The organism is Mesorhizobium sp. WSM3879, from assembly GCF_002294915.1.
Taxonomy (GTDB): Bacteria; Pseudomonadota; Alphaproteobacteria; order Rhizobiales; family Rhizobiaceae; genus Mesorhizobium.
The window spans coordinates 34407-49543 of record NZ_NSFZ01000019.1; the positions used below are offsets into that span (position 1 = coordinate 34407).

Below are 15137 nucleotides of genomic sequence, written 5' to 3' on the forward strand. Positions count from 1 at the left end.
TGAGAGGCACTGGTATCGCCGCGCATCATCTTCGCGCTCATTCGATGAATTTGACCGTTGAAGGATAATCCGAGATATTCTTATAGCGATGAGTAATTTCTTCGTCCACGATTATGTCTTTTATTGCGACAAGACTCGCCCACGCGCCGGCGTCTCCATCAGTCCAGATTGTTTCTGCGTTTGGGTTCGAGGAATGATTCACTAATGAGATGAAACCGAAGACAACGTAACCTATCACCCTATTAGATCCTTCTCGCTGGCCAAGATCATCTCTCACAAAGTAATATTCGAGCAATCCTGTACTATTCAAGATTTTTGCTTCATCGCTTTCGAATCCCCATGTCGGGGCGCGATCAATTACATCCCCCGCCTTGAATTGAACATTTGCAAACACGCCGCGACCTTTGCAGGGAACGTTTTTAATATACACTGCATTGCAACGATCAAAGATCCTGTCGACCATCTCTGGTTCCTCCTTGGTGATGGAACGTTCCTCACGTTGTGTTCACTAGGGCGAGTCGCAGCTCCCGGCCCGCTTTAGCTGCCTTCAAAGAAGTCGACGACGAGGGGCGATCCGCACTCCGCCTAGGAGGATCGCTGTGTCAGGCGCGGCAAATCCAAGTTTCACTATCGGCACCATGCCTCTCATACGGGCTACCTCACAACGACGCAGCTCCTCGCTAAAAAAGCCGACACATTGCTGGGACGACAGCGCGTCTTCTGCCGGACAAAGCCAAGGCACTATGTAGTCCGTATTCCTCTTTGGTGAGACCTACCAAAACGCGTGGGTGATTCTCAGGTCCGTAAGACTTATCGTGCTGACGCACCGGCTTCTGACCGTCCCTGTCGCTGGCCTCGCATGGACACCTCGAAACCTGACTTCGATTCTCTGCGCCGGTGATTTGCGTTAAGGCGGCGGACGGGGACAGGTTGAGTCCATGGCTGCTCTAGAGAAAAGGGCCTCAACGCGAGGAACTGGTAAATGAGTGATCACATTACAATTCTTGTCGCATCAAAATACATCTCTCTGCTTGATCACGCAGCTCGCAATTGTGGTTTGCTATTCAGGATGGGTGAGAATTTCGAGGAATACGCTGAGATTACTGCGAGCATTGCCGGAAAGGCCCGCACAGACCCGAACTTCCGCCCAGATTGTTCTCAGCTTGTCGGTGGTCGTGCGTTTTGGATCGTCGGAGAAGACCGATCTGGCAAAGTAGCGCATGTTCAGGCACTTCGCGTGGACGATTTGACGACCACCAACTTGGCTAGACACCTAGAGTCATTGAAAGCCTTCTACGCAAATCCAAAGAGCCTCGCCGGCTCAGGCTCCTCATGCATTTGCCGGGCACCCACCGCTCAAAAGATAACTCGACTAGTAGCTTATCACGGCGATATATGGCTCCGACAGGATTTTAGGGGGCAGGGGTTATCGAGAACGTTTGCGGGTATTGCATTTGGGCTGGCGTGGGTGAAATGGTCACCCGATTTCATTTATGCCCTTGTCCCTACTTGGTCAGTTGAGAAGGGCGTTGCCGATCAGTATGGCTATCTCCACCGAGAGGCGAACGGGGCCATTTTGAGTTTACCTGACCGAGGAATCGAAGAGGATGATTGGCTTGTTTGGCTAACGCGACGCGAATTGTCCCGGCTCATTAAAGTCACCGTGGCTAAGGCGCTAGAGCCTTCTGCTGTTGAGCACACGCGTAGCCGGCATTCCTAAATAAGAGCTAGCACATTCTTGCGGAGTGAAGATCTCGAGAAGCTGGACGATCCACGAGGACAATTTCGACCGTGCAGGTGAGCGGCCGCAAGGTCCCTGGTCGGCGAAGACCTGCTGGGGTCAGATCGGGCGAATATTTAGAGAGGCGGATCAAGTGCGCTCCCAGCTTGCGGGTGTCGTGGCGAACGGCCTGTCCGTTGTGCGAGCATCCAGCCGATGCCCGACTGCCTGGCCGAAGTAACCGGACACGTCGATATTTTGCCCTCCTCCATGAGATCGAACAGCTTGTCGCCTTCGCCCAGCGGATCGCCCGCTGCAAGGTAGGCTAGATCCTCCAAGAAGCGAACCAGCATTTCGAGGATCGCGTTACGATTGTGCAGACACATGTCGTGCCACGTTCCGGGATTGGAAGCGGCGGGGCGAGTGAGATTGCGGAAGCCGGAGGCGGAATATTTGATGACGTTGCTTTTGTAACCGTTCCCAGGTCCTCCGCCGTGCCGACGATGATGTGCGGCAGGTGCGAGACGAGGGCCAAGGTTATGTCGTGGTGCTGGGGGCGCCCATTGTGCCAATGTTGGCGCGGCAGCCCCGCCAGAATTCGGAGAGCTTCCGCGCTCCGTGAGGTCGGTATCTTCCAGCGGCGTTAAAATGCACCAGCGGTTCTCGAACAGATCGGCAAACCTCACGCACTGACTTCTCCGTGTGTCAGCGGATGCCGGGGATGAAGTATACGCCCTCCGGCACGAAGGGCTGCATCTGACCCATCGCGGAGACCTTGGCGCAGCCGACTTCGGTGGGGATAGCGCCCTCCTTAAGCGCCGGCTCGAGGTCGGCCCGCACACCGCTTCCTTCGCATCCGTCGCATAGGCATCACGAGCTTCAGCTCCTCGGCGCGTCGGGTCTCGATGTCCGACTTGCGATGGCGATGTGGTCGGCCAACCGCTCGCGGCAGATGACCCGCGCCAACGAAGAGCCTATCGGGCCGATGCAGACCAAGACGATCTTCCAAACAAACGTTTCGACTCCGCCGCATCGCGATCAACCTTTTATTTTTGCTGATTCTCGACCGGTCGCCAACTACTAACGTCTGGTGTGGAATCATGCGTTGCGAGGAGGCAATTTGCGGAAGTCGCACCCGCTACCGTTGGCGGGGGCATAAACAGATGGAAGCGAGGGACCGGCTTTGCTATTTGACTATATAATCGTCGGCGGGGGCTCCTCCGGATGTGTCATAGCGAACAGGCTATCGGCCAACGGAAGTCGCGTCCTGCTCATTGAGGCTGGTCCTGACTTTTCCCCAGATGCCATCCCTGATGATATCCTCGATGGCAACCCTACGAGGGCTTACTACAATCCTCGTTATCAGTGGCCCTCACTCAACGCGACCATGGTGCAGGATGTCAGCAGGGGCGCCCACTATGAGCAAGCCCGTGTCATAGGCGGCGGCTCTAGCATTAATGCACAGGTGGCTAATCGGGGAGCCCCCTCGGACTATGACGAGTGGGCGTCTTTCGGTGCGACGGGCTGGGATTGGGCAGGTGTCCTTCCATACTTCCGTCGGCTTGAGTGCGACTTAGACTTTGACAATGAATTTCATGGCAACAACGGTCCACTGCCGATTAGCCGCGTGCGTAAAGCAGAATGGTCTGGCTTTATACGCGCTGTATCGACGGCTTTTGAAGACAGCGGTATACCGTTCCGGCCAGACTTTAACAGCGGGTTTGGCGATGGCCACTCAGTTGTACCATTGACGAACCGCAACGGTCGTCGCGTCTCAGCTGCGATGGCCTATTTGTCGGAGAGCGTCCGAGCTCGGCCCAACCTGACAATCATGCCCGAGACCACGGTCGTACGGTTAACCTCTTCAGCTCGTCAAATAACTGGCGTGGAGACCGAAAGTAAGAATGGGCGGCCCTCCTATCGCGCATCAACGGTGGTCCTATGTGCCGGGGCCATTCATTCACCTGCCTTACTGATGCGATCCGGGATCGGTCCAGCTGAGCAGCTAATAGATCTCGGCATTCCAATGGTCGCAGACATAAAAGGCGTCGGGAAAAATCTTCAAGAGCATCCCGGGGTCGCCATCTCAGCGTATCTGAGCCCGGACGATCGCATGGCGGCTAACGCGACCGGCTATATTCAGATGCATGCTCGTTACTCGTCCGGCTTCGAGGGCTGCCCGTCAACAGATATGGCCATCTCAGCCCTCGCAAAGTCTGCGTGGCATCCGATCGGCAGGCGCCTTGGCAGCTTGGCTTTTTGGGTCAACCGGGTCTACTCAACAGGAACGGTTTCGCTCAAGAATTCATCTCATGCTACCGAGCCCGAGGTGAATTTCAATATGTTGAGCGACAAACGCGATGCTGAGCGACTGAAGGAGGCGTTTCGGTTTGTAGCGCATCTGCTAGAGCACAAAGCGCTGGTACCGGTCGCGCTCGATCCGTTTCCTTCTGCCTGGACTGGGCGAGCAAAGCGGATCAGCAAGTACAGTCGCCTCAATTTGGGGCTCACCTCCATTGTCGCCACACTTATGGATAGTTCCCCGTGGTTGCGTCGAAACCTCATAAGGTCTGCGATCGCCGATGGTCACACCATATCAACCCTTCTCCAGAGCGATGAGCTTCTTGATCAATTTATACGCCAGAATGTCTTTGGAAATTTCCATCCGACTTCAACTTGCCGGATGGGACCTGCTATGGACCCAAGTAGTGTTACGGACTCGTTCGGTCGCGTCCACCGAGTGGCGGGCCTGAGAGTTGCCGATGCGTCGGTGATGCCATTCTGCCCTCAAGCGAACACGAATATCCCAACAGTTATGGTCGCCGAAAAGATTTCAGACGCGATGCTTAATGAGCGTTAATGGAGGCGTGGGTGCCGTACCCGTTAGTGTCGCAATTTGGTGGCGCAGTCTCCGGTAGGTTGAATGCGATGAGGTCCAAACCCTGGCGTCATAGGATTGGTGGCCAGCCTGTGACATCTGGCGATTTTTTCGCATCGAGCCTTAGCGGTCGCCATGAACGCCCAGAACGTCTTTCGGCCCCAGCACGGTCTCGGTCTGGATGCGCCGTTTGAACTTTTGGTGCTTGGTGCCGACGTTTTTGGGGTCTCGACCCGGGGCCCGACTTTCTTGGAAGAAGAGGAACGGGAAGCCTCCGGAGGCCTGGCCAACCCCATCCGATATCAGATTTAAGCCCAGCCGTAGTTACCACGTACCATGCGACACCTCACGATTGTTGAAGAAAGAGCCGATTCGGCGCATAACTTTTACCTTTCCGACCATTATAACAATAAGGGAGTTGCCGGGACAGAGATTCGGGCGTTCCCCCGATTGGTCTTGTTGCATTGTGGAAAGGTTCCTAGCGGGCTTCCTGGACAGTCACCGGCAGACCTGCCTCAGGCTGGCCAAAGGTCATGCAGAACTCTGGGAGTTGCAGCCTTAGCCACTTCGATCTCTGCTGCAGACAAACGGTCCGCCAATTGTCCTAGGACCGAACGGGCGACCTCTTCCGGATCCACTGCCGGGTCGCGGTGGACGCCGTCGTGGATCCGGTCGAGAAACGAGTTCCGGTTTCTGGCTATGGCGCGGCGGCCGGGGTGCCAACTCTCGTAGTAAAAGCCGCGCAGTAACGCTGGCAGCTGCGCACCCATATACACGGCCTCGTCGCGACCCAGGCAGTCGCGCAGCGCATGCAGCGTTGCAATCAAAGCCAGGAAAGCCCGCTCGCGATCATGCCAACGAAGTCTCCACACCAAATCGCTGATCCAATTCTGGGTCGTCTGCAACGCATAGGTGAGATCATGATCGACGAGCATGAGTATTTTTCTGTTCTTGAAGATTGTTAGCGCAGCGAGGAACACAATGGCTTCCGTGCGCCAGCCGCCGCGCTATACGCGCGACGCGCAACGGATAAATTTTGGGCGAGTCTTTTTGGCGTATCAGCCGAGGTGCCCGGCCCGTAGCCATGGAGTTACACACCCCGAGAACACCGGACACTACTGCAACTCTCGCGCGCGTCCGGCGCCATTCCCGGTTTCGACTGACTCGTAATTGCGCAGCATCATTTCCGAAACGCTGAACGCGTGCCCTTCCCGCGAAGTCAGGCGCGCGTCGACGTCGGGATAGATAAAGAATGGAAGCGAAATTCGGTCGGTCAGACCATTGTGCGCGACTTGATGCGGCGTACTCTTGAAGCGGTCGTCGCTCAAAGCTTGAAGCATATCGCCCAAATTGACAACGAGACTGTCGGGTAGGCTCGGCACTGGCACCCAGCGCTCGCGCAACCACACCTGCAACGACCGGGTGGGGAGTTCCTCCTGCAGCAGCAGCGTGAAGAAGCCACCATCGGTGTGCTTGGCGCACGTGCCCCCGCGAGCTGGATATCGAATTACGCGTTGCTCGAGCGTCGGCGGGCTGAAGTACCGTTGGAACCAGCCCTGTTCCATGCCGATCACGTCGGCAAGCGCGGTTCCGAGGTGCGGGACGACTTCGCGGAGCACGGTAGCCTGCAAGGCAAGCAGGCTTCGCGCGAAACCAGGTGCTAAGGCCTCATCCGGAAACAGCGTGCTCCCACCAAACGGACGGCGGTCGCCTTCGTTGTCGATTCCGAGATCGAACACTTCCTTCGGATCGCGGCCAGCGTCGGGATGTAGGATTTCCCCGTGCAATGGACTGTATCCACGGGCGATAGTGGGATAGATTCCCTGAGCGGCGTGACCAAAGCGCTCCTTCATTGACTGTGGCAACGCGAAGAACCGCCGGGAGGCCTCGATCGCTTGCGCGATCTGTTCTTTCGGGATGCCATGGTGGACAAGGTAGAAGAACCCGTAATCCTCGCATGCCATGCGTAAGCGCTTGCACTCTTCAGGCCGCGTTTTATCGGCCGCCAGATTTTCAAGTGATATTTGTGGTAGTGTGGTCATAGTTGTTCATCCTTGGTCCATTGTCCTGTGAACTTCGTCCCAAACTCAGTATTCCAGCAGTAGATCGGCGGTCGATTCGACAGTGTCCCGGCACAACGTGCTCACATCCTTGGAGAGCGACGCCGCCGCGAACCAGCTCGCGCAACCAATCAGCCCGGACGTCGCTGCGCGAAAAACGCATCCACCCGACGTAATCCAGGCCGGTCTATCAGGAACGACGCTGACTTGGACATGGCGGTTGCGGCGCGTTTCCTTTCAGGCCATCTACGATAAAGCGTACTTCCATTGTTTACGCACATGATGACTTCCACCATCCGCCGGAATGTATATGGGCGCCCTCGGCATCTCTACCTATATATCCACCGAATATCCGGCTTTATCAATACAACGTATGATAAGAATTTGTTGCAAAGGATTAAATCCAGCCCGCCACTGCTTAACATTTTTTATTTTGCGGTCCGGTTTCAGAGGGTAAAGGGATCTTCCTAGTAATGACCAACGACAGCCTGGCAGGGTTCACCGACTCTTAGCCAGAACTCGCTCGATGTCGTAGCTTCCCAGGATCTGCACCTCACAAAAGATTGTGTAGTGCCCCCGAAGGCCTCAAGGCGGCCGTCAGCAAGGCTCTGTCGGAGACGATGGCAACCTGCGCGTCCACTTCATGCGAAGGGTGCTGAAGCCTCCCGGCAACGAATTCGCCCTGCCACTACTTCTCGCGGAGCCTCACGGCCATGACCGACGATACCTTGCTGCCGCTCTAATTCCAGACGTTACGCGCAACAAGATCACAGCTCCGTTCAATGGCGGACGCATCACCTCGGATGGGGGCGTCATGTGGCCGCGGCCGAGCGAGGGCTTGCAACTGGCCGACAGACTATCCACTGCGATCCAGAATTCGCCCGATCCACAGCGGGTGACGCACGCCATGGCCGACATTCTGCGCCGGCATCTTTGCGACCGCCTGCGGCTACGAGGATGCCAACGACCTCGATTGACTGCGCCCCGACCCGGCCTTCAAGCTTGCCTGCGGACGGCCGCCCGACAGCGAGATTGATCTGTGCTCGCAGCAGACCGCTCGCTCCTAGAGAACCTGCCAGACCTGCGCACCGTCATCGGGCTCGGGCGGGTGCTGGTCGATCTGTGGCCGTCGAGCTATGCCGCGCCCAAAAGCGTGACGCTCGACATCGCCGCTACGCTTGATGTCGTTCACGCCATTAGCAGCTCTCGCTCTCCAATGCCCATTATGCCTAGCGCTGCTCCTGCCGACCCACATCTGTGACGCCGCGCCCGCCGTGCATCCTGTCTGCTGGCAAGACACCGGCAAGGAGATCCGCGGCCATCTGCGCCCTTGTCCAGCGCATCCGCGCGAGCCGGCCGGCCACCCAAACCCTGGTCCGCGGCTACAGACGGCCACCTATTGCCGGGCGCAGGTCATGGCCTGGTTCGATAACAACCCGCTCGACTACCTCTTCGAATTGCCGGCAACAAGGTTCTCTCGCGCCTCGCTGAGGAAGCCGCCGACGATATCCCAGGGGGTGAGTACCGTTCTCCCTCACAACACACTACCCCCGTGACTTCGGTGCAAAGCTTTTTGCGTTTACGTACCGAATCATAATTCTACTATCCCGCGCTTTGTCACTTCTATGACCGCTGTTATTCTGCTAGTAGCGTTCATTTTCCTCATCACGTTTTTTATGTGGAAATTAACGGTATTTACAGATATCCCTAGAATCTTTCCTGTTTCCCACGAGGATTTCCCTTTCGCCGTCCATAGGATGCACTCCTTTTCTCTTGGGGAAAGGTTGGAGGTGCTTTCGATGCCTGTCGCATCAGCAAATTCTGCGACCCTCAGATGAAAATGTAACGCCGCAAATTGCAAGTATGTGATTGTTCTATTTGGGAATTCACGCTCCCAGGCCCGAGCAAAGTTCACGATCGCACAGCTCCCGTCGGGGCCGTGCAATGGGACGCTAATGCCTGCCCGTAAGCCAAAGGTGGCAGCCTCGTCCAAAACGCGCCGCTCGTCTTCAGTCGTGCTTTCGTCGTTGTACACCTCGCTCCAAGGAAAGGCTTCTATTCGCCTCCGACTTCTCTTGATAATAGGGTCTATCCTGTCATAGCCCATTTCGAAATAGCGCTCCCGCCATCCATCAGGGTAATTCAGCATGACCGCCGGATCGCCTCGCACCGGCTTTAAGCCTTTTTGATCTCGTGCAAGAGAGCCATAGGAGACCCACGGGCAATCAAAATTCTGGGCGAAAGCAGATAGCAGGTCAAACAACTGCTTGGGTTTTCCGATACCATCAGTCCGGTCGAGAAAACGCGCAAATTCGACCGCCAACGCCTCGCTGGCAGCCCCAAGGAAATTCATCCTGCGTGACAAAGAGAGCTGGTCGGACACTCTAGGTGAGAGCTCTCGAAAATCAGTGATAGCAGTCAGTCGCCGGGATTCCATAGGCTCTGCTCCGTAGCCATTCGATTGGATAGTTGTCCCTTTGGCGCACCACAGGTTCCAGCTGTGAGGCTACGGCTCCACGTCGTCGGCAGGCCAACATCATCGGAGCTGTATCATCTCACCGCAATTGGTTAAGTTAATTTAATTTACACCGGTGTTTCGCTTTCGCGAACCGCGCGCAACAAACAACACAAGCGTCTAGCTCAATATGCATTTCTGCCTACGCTCCGTTTGGGGCGATCGATATCGTTGCGGCAAATGGCTGTCTTCAAGGTACGAACGCAGAAGAGTTGCTTACGTGCGATCATTTTGTCTATTTCGGCATGTTTCCAACTCTCACCTTTTCTGCACTCTGTTGGGAGGCGGTCGTAACGGCTTGCCAGAGAACGTCGATGGTCTGATGGCCTTGGCGCGCAGATGCGCCTTGGGCTTGGCGAGAGCCGTTTATCAGAACCTTGTGCGCATGACATTTGTCGCGGATGACAACATCGACCTTTGCTAGCGTAGGAGCGAGCAGCGTTTCGAGGTAGTTCTGAAAGAAGCGCTAGCTCATCGGGTGTCGACGAAGAGAGGTGCGGTGAGCCATGGCACCGCAGCCCGGCAATAAAGCCGTTGCCGTTTAGGCAACGGGGCGCAGGCGCGCGGTTCCATTTCGTCGATGAACACAAGCCGATCCGGCTCGAGCCGCATCCACGGCTGGCACCTCTGACGGCCACTGCTGCCGCCCCTGCTCATGTCGTGTTGGCCAGCAGCATTTCTGGAGGCGGTAGCCGCTCCGATGAGCCAAACGTGATTGAGGCGAGAGCGACCTGCAGGGCTTTTGCAGGCAGCAGTCAGTTCGGCAAATTCCCGGCGGTCTTTGGATCAGCCGAGAGCTATGACTGAGGGGCCTCTCCTTTGACAGCCGATGTGATGCGCGGAGGTGTCGGTCAGACATTCACGTCAGGTCCACCAGAGAACAAGATCTGGCCGCGCAAATCCGAAAAAGCAGTTCAGAAGCACGCGACGCTTTCCGTTGCCTGATTGGCCGGTGACCCCATGGACGAAACCGCCGTCAAGTAAGGCGATGTCCCCGGCCTTGAGTTGGATGTCGCGACACGGCACATCCTTTAGATAGACTGCTGAATAGGGATAGCCCGTGGTCTCCACCCCCTGCGACTCTCGGTCGTCGACTGTGGGCTTGTGGCTCCAGAGCCGCAGATTGCCGCCTTCCTCGGACATGCTGGGGTAGAAGTTGAGCGCGGCTACGGTATTGTGCGCTACCGCAGAGAGCTCGTAATCGTTCCCGGCACGTAGCACTTGAGCGACATCGTCGTGGGGGTCCAAGGCAAATGTGCCACTGCCAGACCAACTGAGAGCGCGACAGACGTTAGCCTGACCGTGTTCTGAACGGGCCAGCCGCAATTCGATGCCCTCTTTGTGAAGCTCGCGCTTCAGCGCTTCGAATAGTGCTCGGACCGGGTCAACTAAATTGCCAAAAAGAGCCTCAACGTGCGGCCGCGCATTTTCCGCCTGCCTGAAATAGGTGGCTGCATCCTTCCTATAGTGGGAAGCGCCGACATATTGTCCGGGGACACCATCTATGCGCTCGTTAAGACCGGGACTGCCAAAAAAATTAGAGGTGATCTCGTCGGCGATTTCGCTGCTGAAAGCTTGCTTGATATGCAGAGCCGTGATCTCACCCTTCAGGACCGAGATGATCTCCGCAGTGCTGATCGACCCGGTTCGTTCTTTGATCGTAAGAGGCGAGATGGCCGGCGTTTGAAGTGCTTGGTTAGTCGCCATTTGTTTTCTCCTGTAGTGCCTGATCGAGGATGGCAATGCCGTGATCGAGTTCGTCATCTGAGATGGTTATCGGCGGAAGGACTTTGATGACGTCGCGATTTGGCCCTGAAGACTCGATCAGCAGGCCGTTTTGGAACGCGACATCGTGCACGCGACCGACAAGGGCCTGTGAACGGCACTTGAGGCCGGCCATCAGACCGCGGCCGCGCTTCTGTTCAATGGAATTAGGAAATTTCGCAACGAGGCGATCAAGGTGTTCTTGCAGTTTGACGGCCGTCCGCTCGACGGCTGTAGTGAACTGCCTATCGGACCACATTGTGCACATGGCCGCGGAAGTCACGAAGGCGAGATTATTGCCTCTAAAGGTCCCGCTATGTTCTCCCGGCTTCCATATATCCAGGTCGGGGCGAATGAGAACTATGGACAACGGGTTGCCTGAACCGCTTAGCGATTTTGAAAGACACACGATGTCGGGCTCGATTTTCGCGAACTCGAATGAGAAGAAATCGCCCGTTCGTCCCGAACCTGCCTGAATGTCGTCGACGATGAAAACAACATCGTGCTTACGGCAAATGCGCTGAATTTCTGAGAGCCAAGGTGCGGATGCGGTGTTCATGCCGCCTTCTGCCTGGATGGGCTCCAGGATGATTGCGGCCGGCTTTTCTATACCGCTGCCTGGGTCGCCCAACACGTGATCGATGTAGCTCGCGGAATCGAAAGTTTGGTTCGGATAGTTCTCGTAAGGGACACGGATCACATCGTGGCGAGCAACGCCGCCAAGCTGTCTGGTTGACGCTGAACCCGACACAGCTAAGGAGCCGAGCGACATGCCGTGGTACGAATTTGTGAAGGCCATGACACTCGAGCGGCCGGTATATTTTCGCGCCAGCGCCAACGCCGCTTCGTTAGCGTTTGTCCCCGTCGGCCCAGGAAACTGGATCTTGTAAGAAAGGCCCCGAGGCTTCAGGATCGACTCAACGAAAACTTTGATGAAATCACGCTTTGCGGCTGTATACATATCAAGCGACAAGACAATATTTTGCTCGGCGAGATATTCAATTGCCGGCGCCATGATACCCGGGTTATTATGACCGTAGTTGAGCGCGCCCGACCCTACAAGGAAATCAATATAGGGCTTGCCGGACTCGTCCCAGATTGTCGCCCCAAGTGACTTTTTAAAGACCGTTGGAAACGATCGTCCATAGCGACGAACGTTAGACTCGTAAGCTGCAAAAATGTCGATATCCATTAAAGGGCCTCTCTGTATGCGGCTTGCGATCAACGTTGCAGGTTCTATGTTCACGCATTCCAAACCGTTGAGTTGGACGATTAGCTACGGCCAATCTCGGACTTGAAGTAGCATGGTCGGCGACTTGCATTCGCAAAGAGTCTGTAAACTTGTTTGACGAATCTGTTGCATCGCTTTGGATAGGGATAGGCACCCGCCTTGGGGCAACTCTATCGGCGGGGTTGTTCACGGGGCCAATGACATAACCACCCCGGTGCCAGCATGATTGAAACCACGATGCTTGGGTATTTTTCTATTCCGGCCGTGACGGGATCCTTGCCCACGGGTAGCCGTGACAGATAGCGATTTCTCTCCTTCGATGTGACGGCGAGACCGGTGCTCGCTCGAGTTTCGTCTTGGAGCGCGGACGAGCCAGACCGCGATTTGCGATAGAATTGGAGCTGACCGGCGCGCCCTCTACTCGAAGCCGTGGTCGCCGTGCCGCTGATTGGACCGTTCCCTTGGGGGCGCGTTGGCCCACCTGGCTTGACGCCATTTACAATACCTCAGTCGGCCCTCGCGAGGCGACGGCCGCACTGCGGCCACGGGCCGAGCACGGGAGTGCTTCGCCATCACGGGTTGACGCGGAAGGCGCCTGCTTCGAGAAGGCACGATCGAAGCGTCATCGACGAACACGGTGTTCGCCACCGAACCGGTGGTGACGACGGCGGGGCTTTGGAGCGCAGCACAACTGAAATGTTCCCATCCGGTTCACATTCATATGATCGAAAACGCAGGCTGGCTCAGGCGACGACATTGGCGATCTGTCCGATGCCGCTTTTTGTACGCTAGGTTTCACTTCAGTCGGACATCCGACAAATTGTTGGATGTGAGACACGGGGCCAAATCAGCCAACCCCGTTGTTTTTAATCCAATTTCCTATCTGGCACGTTCTGTGCAGCGTGGCTTGCGAACGCATCAGCGAGAATATTCCTATGATCACACTCACTGAAAACGCCGTCGCCGCCGTCAAGGCCGCGCTTTCCCGCGCAGACGAACCGGCGGAAGGCTTTCGCATCATGGTCGAGCCGGGGGGCTGCGCCGGCCTCAAATACCAGATGGGTCTGGAAAGCGTCTCGCGCGAGGGGGATGCCCTCATCGAGGCGAACGGGGTCAAGGTGTTCATCGACGCAAGCTCCCAGCCCCTTCTCGCCGGCATGACCGTTGACTTCGTGACCAACCTGGAGTCCTCGGGCTTTGTCTTTGACAATCCCAATGCGCGGGACAAATGCGCCTGCGGCAAGTCCTTCGGCTAGCCGCGATAACGACAAGGATCGGCGCCGTGCGGGATGATACCGAGAACGTCTGCCTCACCAGCGACAAGGTCTATTTCATCAACCCCAACAATGTCGGCGCTTTGGACATCCCCAAAGCGGCCGGCAAGGTCGGCGCCGTCGCCTACGGCGATGGGCTTAAATTGACGATGGCTTTCGACCGTAAGACGCAAACGATCTCCGCCGCAACGTTCCAGACCTTCGGCCGCGGCTCCGACATAACCGCTTCCTCGCCGCTTGCCGAATTCATCGTCGGCAAAACTATCGATGAAGTCCTTCAGATCGCCGATGAGGACATGGCGGATTTTCTCGGCGCTATGCCGTCGCACACGACATACTCATCGCTCGACCGCCTCATTCTGGAGCGCGGCTTGCGGCTGATGGGCGAGTTCTTCCGTGCTGTGAGGCAGGCTTCCGACGAGACGCCAGGATTCTCACGGGTGGTCCTCGTCAAGGCGTCATCGCCATGAGCGACGTGATCGAACCATTTCTCATCATGATAGGCTTCGAGGAGCCAGAGACCCTTCCCCACCGCTTCCACCCGCTGAAACCTTCTTCCGCCCGGAGTTCGGGCGTGTGGGTATTCCGCATCGGGCCCCGACGGTGGAACGAGCTGGAAAGCGTGCGGTGGGTCATCTCCCACCTTTTGCCGCGTCTCAGAAGCCGGCAGAGATGTTCCATTGCTCACTCGAGGGCCGCCTAAGCAATGTCATATGCGGTCAAGGAAATTTTCTACACTCTTCAAGGTGAAGGACGAAATGCCGGGCGGGCTGCCGTATTTTGTCGTTTCGCCGGCTGTAACCTTTGGTCGGGACGTGAAGGCGACCGGGAAAGAGCATTCTGCGGATTCTGCGACACTGATTTCGCTGGGGTAGATGGCCCCGGTGGCGGACATTTTGCCACCGCACGGGAGCTTGCGTTGGCGGTCGAGCAAGCCTGGCGCGGGTCGGGAGCTGGGCAGCGTCTTGTCGTGCTCACCGGAGGAGAACCCCTCCTCCAGATCGATAAACAACTCCTGGAAGCGCTGCATTCCGTGGCGTTTGAGATTGCCGTTGAGACCAACGGAACCATTCCCACGCTCGCCGGCATCGACTGGCTGTGCGTCAGTCCGAAATGCAATGCACGCCTCGTGGTCACGGCAGGGGACGAGCTAAAGCTTGTATACCCTCAGATTGGCGCCGAGCCCGAACATTTCGAAGTTCTCTCGTTTGAGCACCTTTTGCTTCAGCCAATGGACGGGCCAGGGCGCGATGCGAACACGGCCGCCGCAGTGGCCTATTGTCTTGCCAACCCACGTTGGCGCTTGAGCCTGCAAACCCACAAGCTTCTCGGGATCCCATGAAAATTACGCAAGTGTTCACCTTCGAGGCAGCGCACCGTCTTCCGCGTGTGCCAGAGACCCACCGCTGTCACCGCTTGCATGGCCACTCATACCGTGTGGAACTGCGTCTGGAAGGGCCTGTCGATCCAGACACGGGCTTTGTCATCGATTTCTTCGATGTTGAGGCTGTGTTCGGACCGCTTTTGCAACGTCTCGACCATCAGTATCTGAATGAGATTGAGGGTCTCGAAAATCCGACCGCGGAAAACATTGCGGTCTGGATCTGGAACCAAACCAAGCCGCTTATTGGCCAGATGTGCTCGGTAACGGTCTATGAGACGCCACTGTGCTGGGCTGAATACGAGGGTTGACCT

The 15137-nt window shown here is 56.6% G+C and carries 13 protein-coding genes and 2 pseudogenes; 8 read left to right on the forward strand and 7 right to left on the reverse strand.

The genetic code is table 11. The features are described from left to right. Positions 1 to 37: 37 nt before the first annotated feature. Entirely contained in the window at positions 38 to 463 is a 426-nt protein-coding gene (locus tag CK218_RS28170) for an SET domain-containing protein-lysine N-methyltransferase (RefSeq protein WP_095829634.1), read from the reverse strand. 519 nt (positions 464 to 982) lie between these two features. Between CK218_RS28170 and CK218_RS28175 the strand changes: the two genes are divergently transcribed. Next, positions 983 to 1720 carry a hypothetical protein gene (locus CK218_RS28175; RefSeq protein WP_095829635.1) on the forward strand — a complete coding sequence of 246 codons (738 nt, stop codon included), beginning with the start codon at positions 983 to 985 and terminating at the stop codon, positions 1718 to 1720. 150 nt (positions 1721 to 1870) lie between these two features. Here the strand turns inward: CK218_RS28175 and CK218_RS28180 are convergent. Next, positions 1871 to 2716 (reverse strand): annotated as a pseudogene (locus tag CK218_RS28180) (prephenate dehydrogenase/arogenate dehydrogenase family protein). Here CK218_RS28180 and CK218_RS30985 point away from each other — a divergent pair. Both CK218_RS30985 and CK218_RS28185 read left to right on the forward strand, forming a co-directional pair. Further along, on the forward strand, positions 2640 to 2804 hold the full coding sequence (locus tag CK218_RS30985) for a hypothetical protein (RefSeq protein WP_210201082.1): 165 nt from the start codon (positions 2640 to 2642) through the stop codon (positions 2802 to 2804). The pseudogene CK218_RS28180 and the gene CK218_RS30985 sit on opposite strands and share 77 nt — an antisense overlap. Before the next feature lie 99 nt (positions 2805 to 2903). After that, positions 2904 to 4580 (forward strand): GMC family oxidoreductase N-terminal domain-containing protein, encoded by a 1677-nt coding sequence (locus CK218_RS28185; protein ID WP_095829636.1) that lies wholly within the window; start codon positions 2904 to 2906, stop codon positions 4578 to 4580. Positions 4581 to 5113: 533 nt separating this feature from the next. On the opposite strand, the gene CK218_RS28190 is transcribed toward CK218_RS28185, so the two are convergent. Both CK218_RS28190 and CK218_RS28195 read right to left on the reverse strand, forming a co-directional pair. After that, the gene (locus CK218_RS28190; protein WP_245435222.1) at positions 5114 to 5578 is read right to left on the reverse strand and encodes a DUF2267 domain-containing protein; all 465 of its coding nucleotides are present in this window, start codon (positions 5576 to 5578) and stop codon (positions 5114 to 5116) included. Positions 5579 to 5713: 135 nt separating this feature from the next. Continuing rightward, positions 5714 to 6640 (reverse strand): 2-oxoglutarate and iron-dependent oxygenase domain-containing protein, encoded by a 927-nt coding sequence (locus CK218_RS28195; protein ID WP_095829638.1) that lies wholly within the window; start codon positions 6638 to 6640, stop codon positions 5714 to 5716. Between the two features lie 731 nt (positions 6641 to 7371). On the opposite strand from CK218_RS28195, the pseudogene CK218_RS31280 reads away from it, so the two are divergent. After that, positions 7372 to 8168, forward strand: a pseudogene (locus CK218_RS31280) (transposase); the annotation flags it as partial. Between the two features lie 81 nt (positions 8169 to 8249). Here CK218_RS31280 and CK218_RS28200 read toward each other — a convergent pair. The 3 genes from CK218_RS28200 to ectB form a co-directional block, all read right to left on the reverse strand. After that, complete coding sequence (locus CK218_RS28200; protein WP_245435223.1) at positions 8250 to 9041, reverse strand: LuxR family transcriptional regulator; 792 nt, start codon at positions 9039 to 9041, stop codon at positions 8250 to 8252. A 996-nt stretch (positions 9042 to 10037) separates the two neighbouring features. After that, positions 10038 to 10880, reverse strand: coding sequence for a hypothetical protein (locus CK218_RS28205; RefSeq protein ID WP_095829640.1), 843 nt, complete (start codon positions 10878 to 10880; stop codon positions 10038 to 10040). After that, positions 10870 to 12129 (reverse strand): diaminobutyrate--2-oxoglutarate transaminase, encoded by a 1260-nt coding sequence (gene ectB / locus CK218_RS28210; RefSeq protein ID WP_095829641.1) that lies wholly within the window; start codon positions 12127 to 12129, stop codon positions 10870 to 10872. Before ectB ends, CK218_RS28205 begins: the two co-directional genes overlap by 11 nt. A gap of 974 nt (positions 12130 to 13103) precedes the next feature. Between ectB and CK218_RS28215 the strand changes: the two genes are divergently transcribed. The 4 genes from CK218_RS28215 to queD all read left to right on the forward strand — a co-directional run bounded on the left by CK218_RS28215 (position 13104) and on the right by queD (position 15134). Beyond that, complete coding sequence (locus CK218_RS28215; protein WP_095826311.1) at positions 13104 to 13424, forward strand: iron-sulfur cluster assembly accessory protein; 321 nt, start codon at positions 13104 to 13106, stop codon at positions 13422 to 13424. 26 nt (positions 13425 to 13450) lie between these two features. Further along, the gene (locus CK218_RS28220; RefSeq protein WP_095780070.1) at positions 13451 to 13912 is read left to right on the forward strand and encodes an iron-sulfur cluster assembly scaffold protein; all 462 of its coding nucleotides are present in this window, start codon (positions 13451 to 13453) and stop codon (positions 13910 to 13912) included. A gap of 236 nt (positions 13913 to 14148) precedes the next feature. Beyond that, entirely contained in the window at positions 14149 to 14784 is a 636-nt protein-coding gene (queE, locus tag CK218_RS28230) for a 7-carboxy-7-deazaguanine synthase (RefSeq protein WP_095780047.1), read from the forward strand. Continuing rightward, positions 14781 to 15134, forward strand: coding sequence for a 6-carboxytetrahydropterin synthase QueD (queD, locus tag CK218_RS28235; RefSeq protein WP_095780046.1), 354 nt, complete (start codon positions 14781 to 14783; stop codon positions 15132 to 15134). The genes queE and queD overlap by 4 nt, the downstream gene beginning before the upstream one ends. The last annotated feature ends 3 nt before the right edge of the window (positions 15135 to 15137 follow it).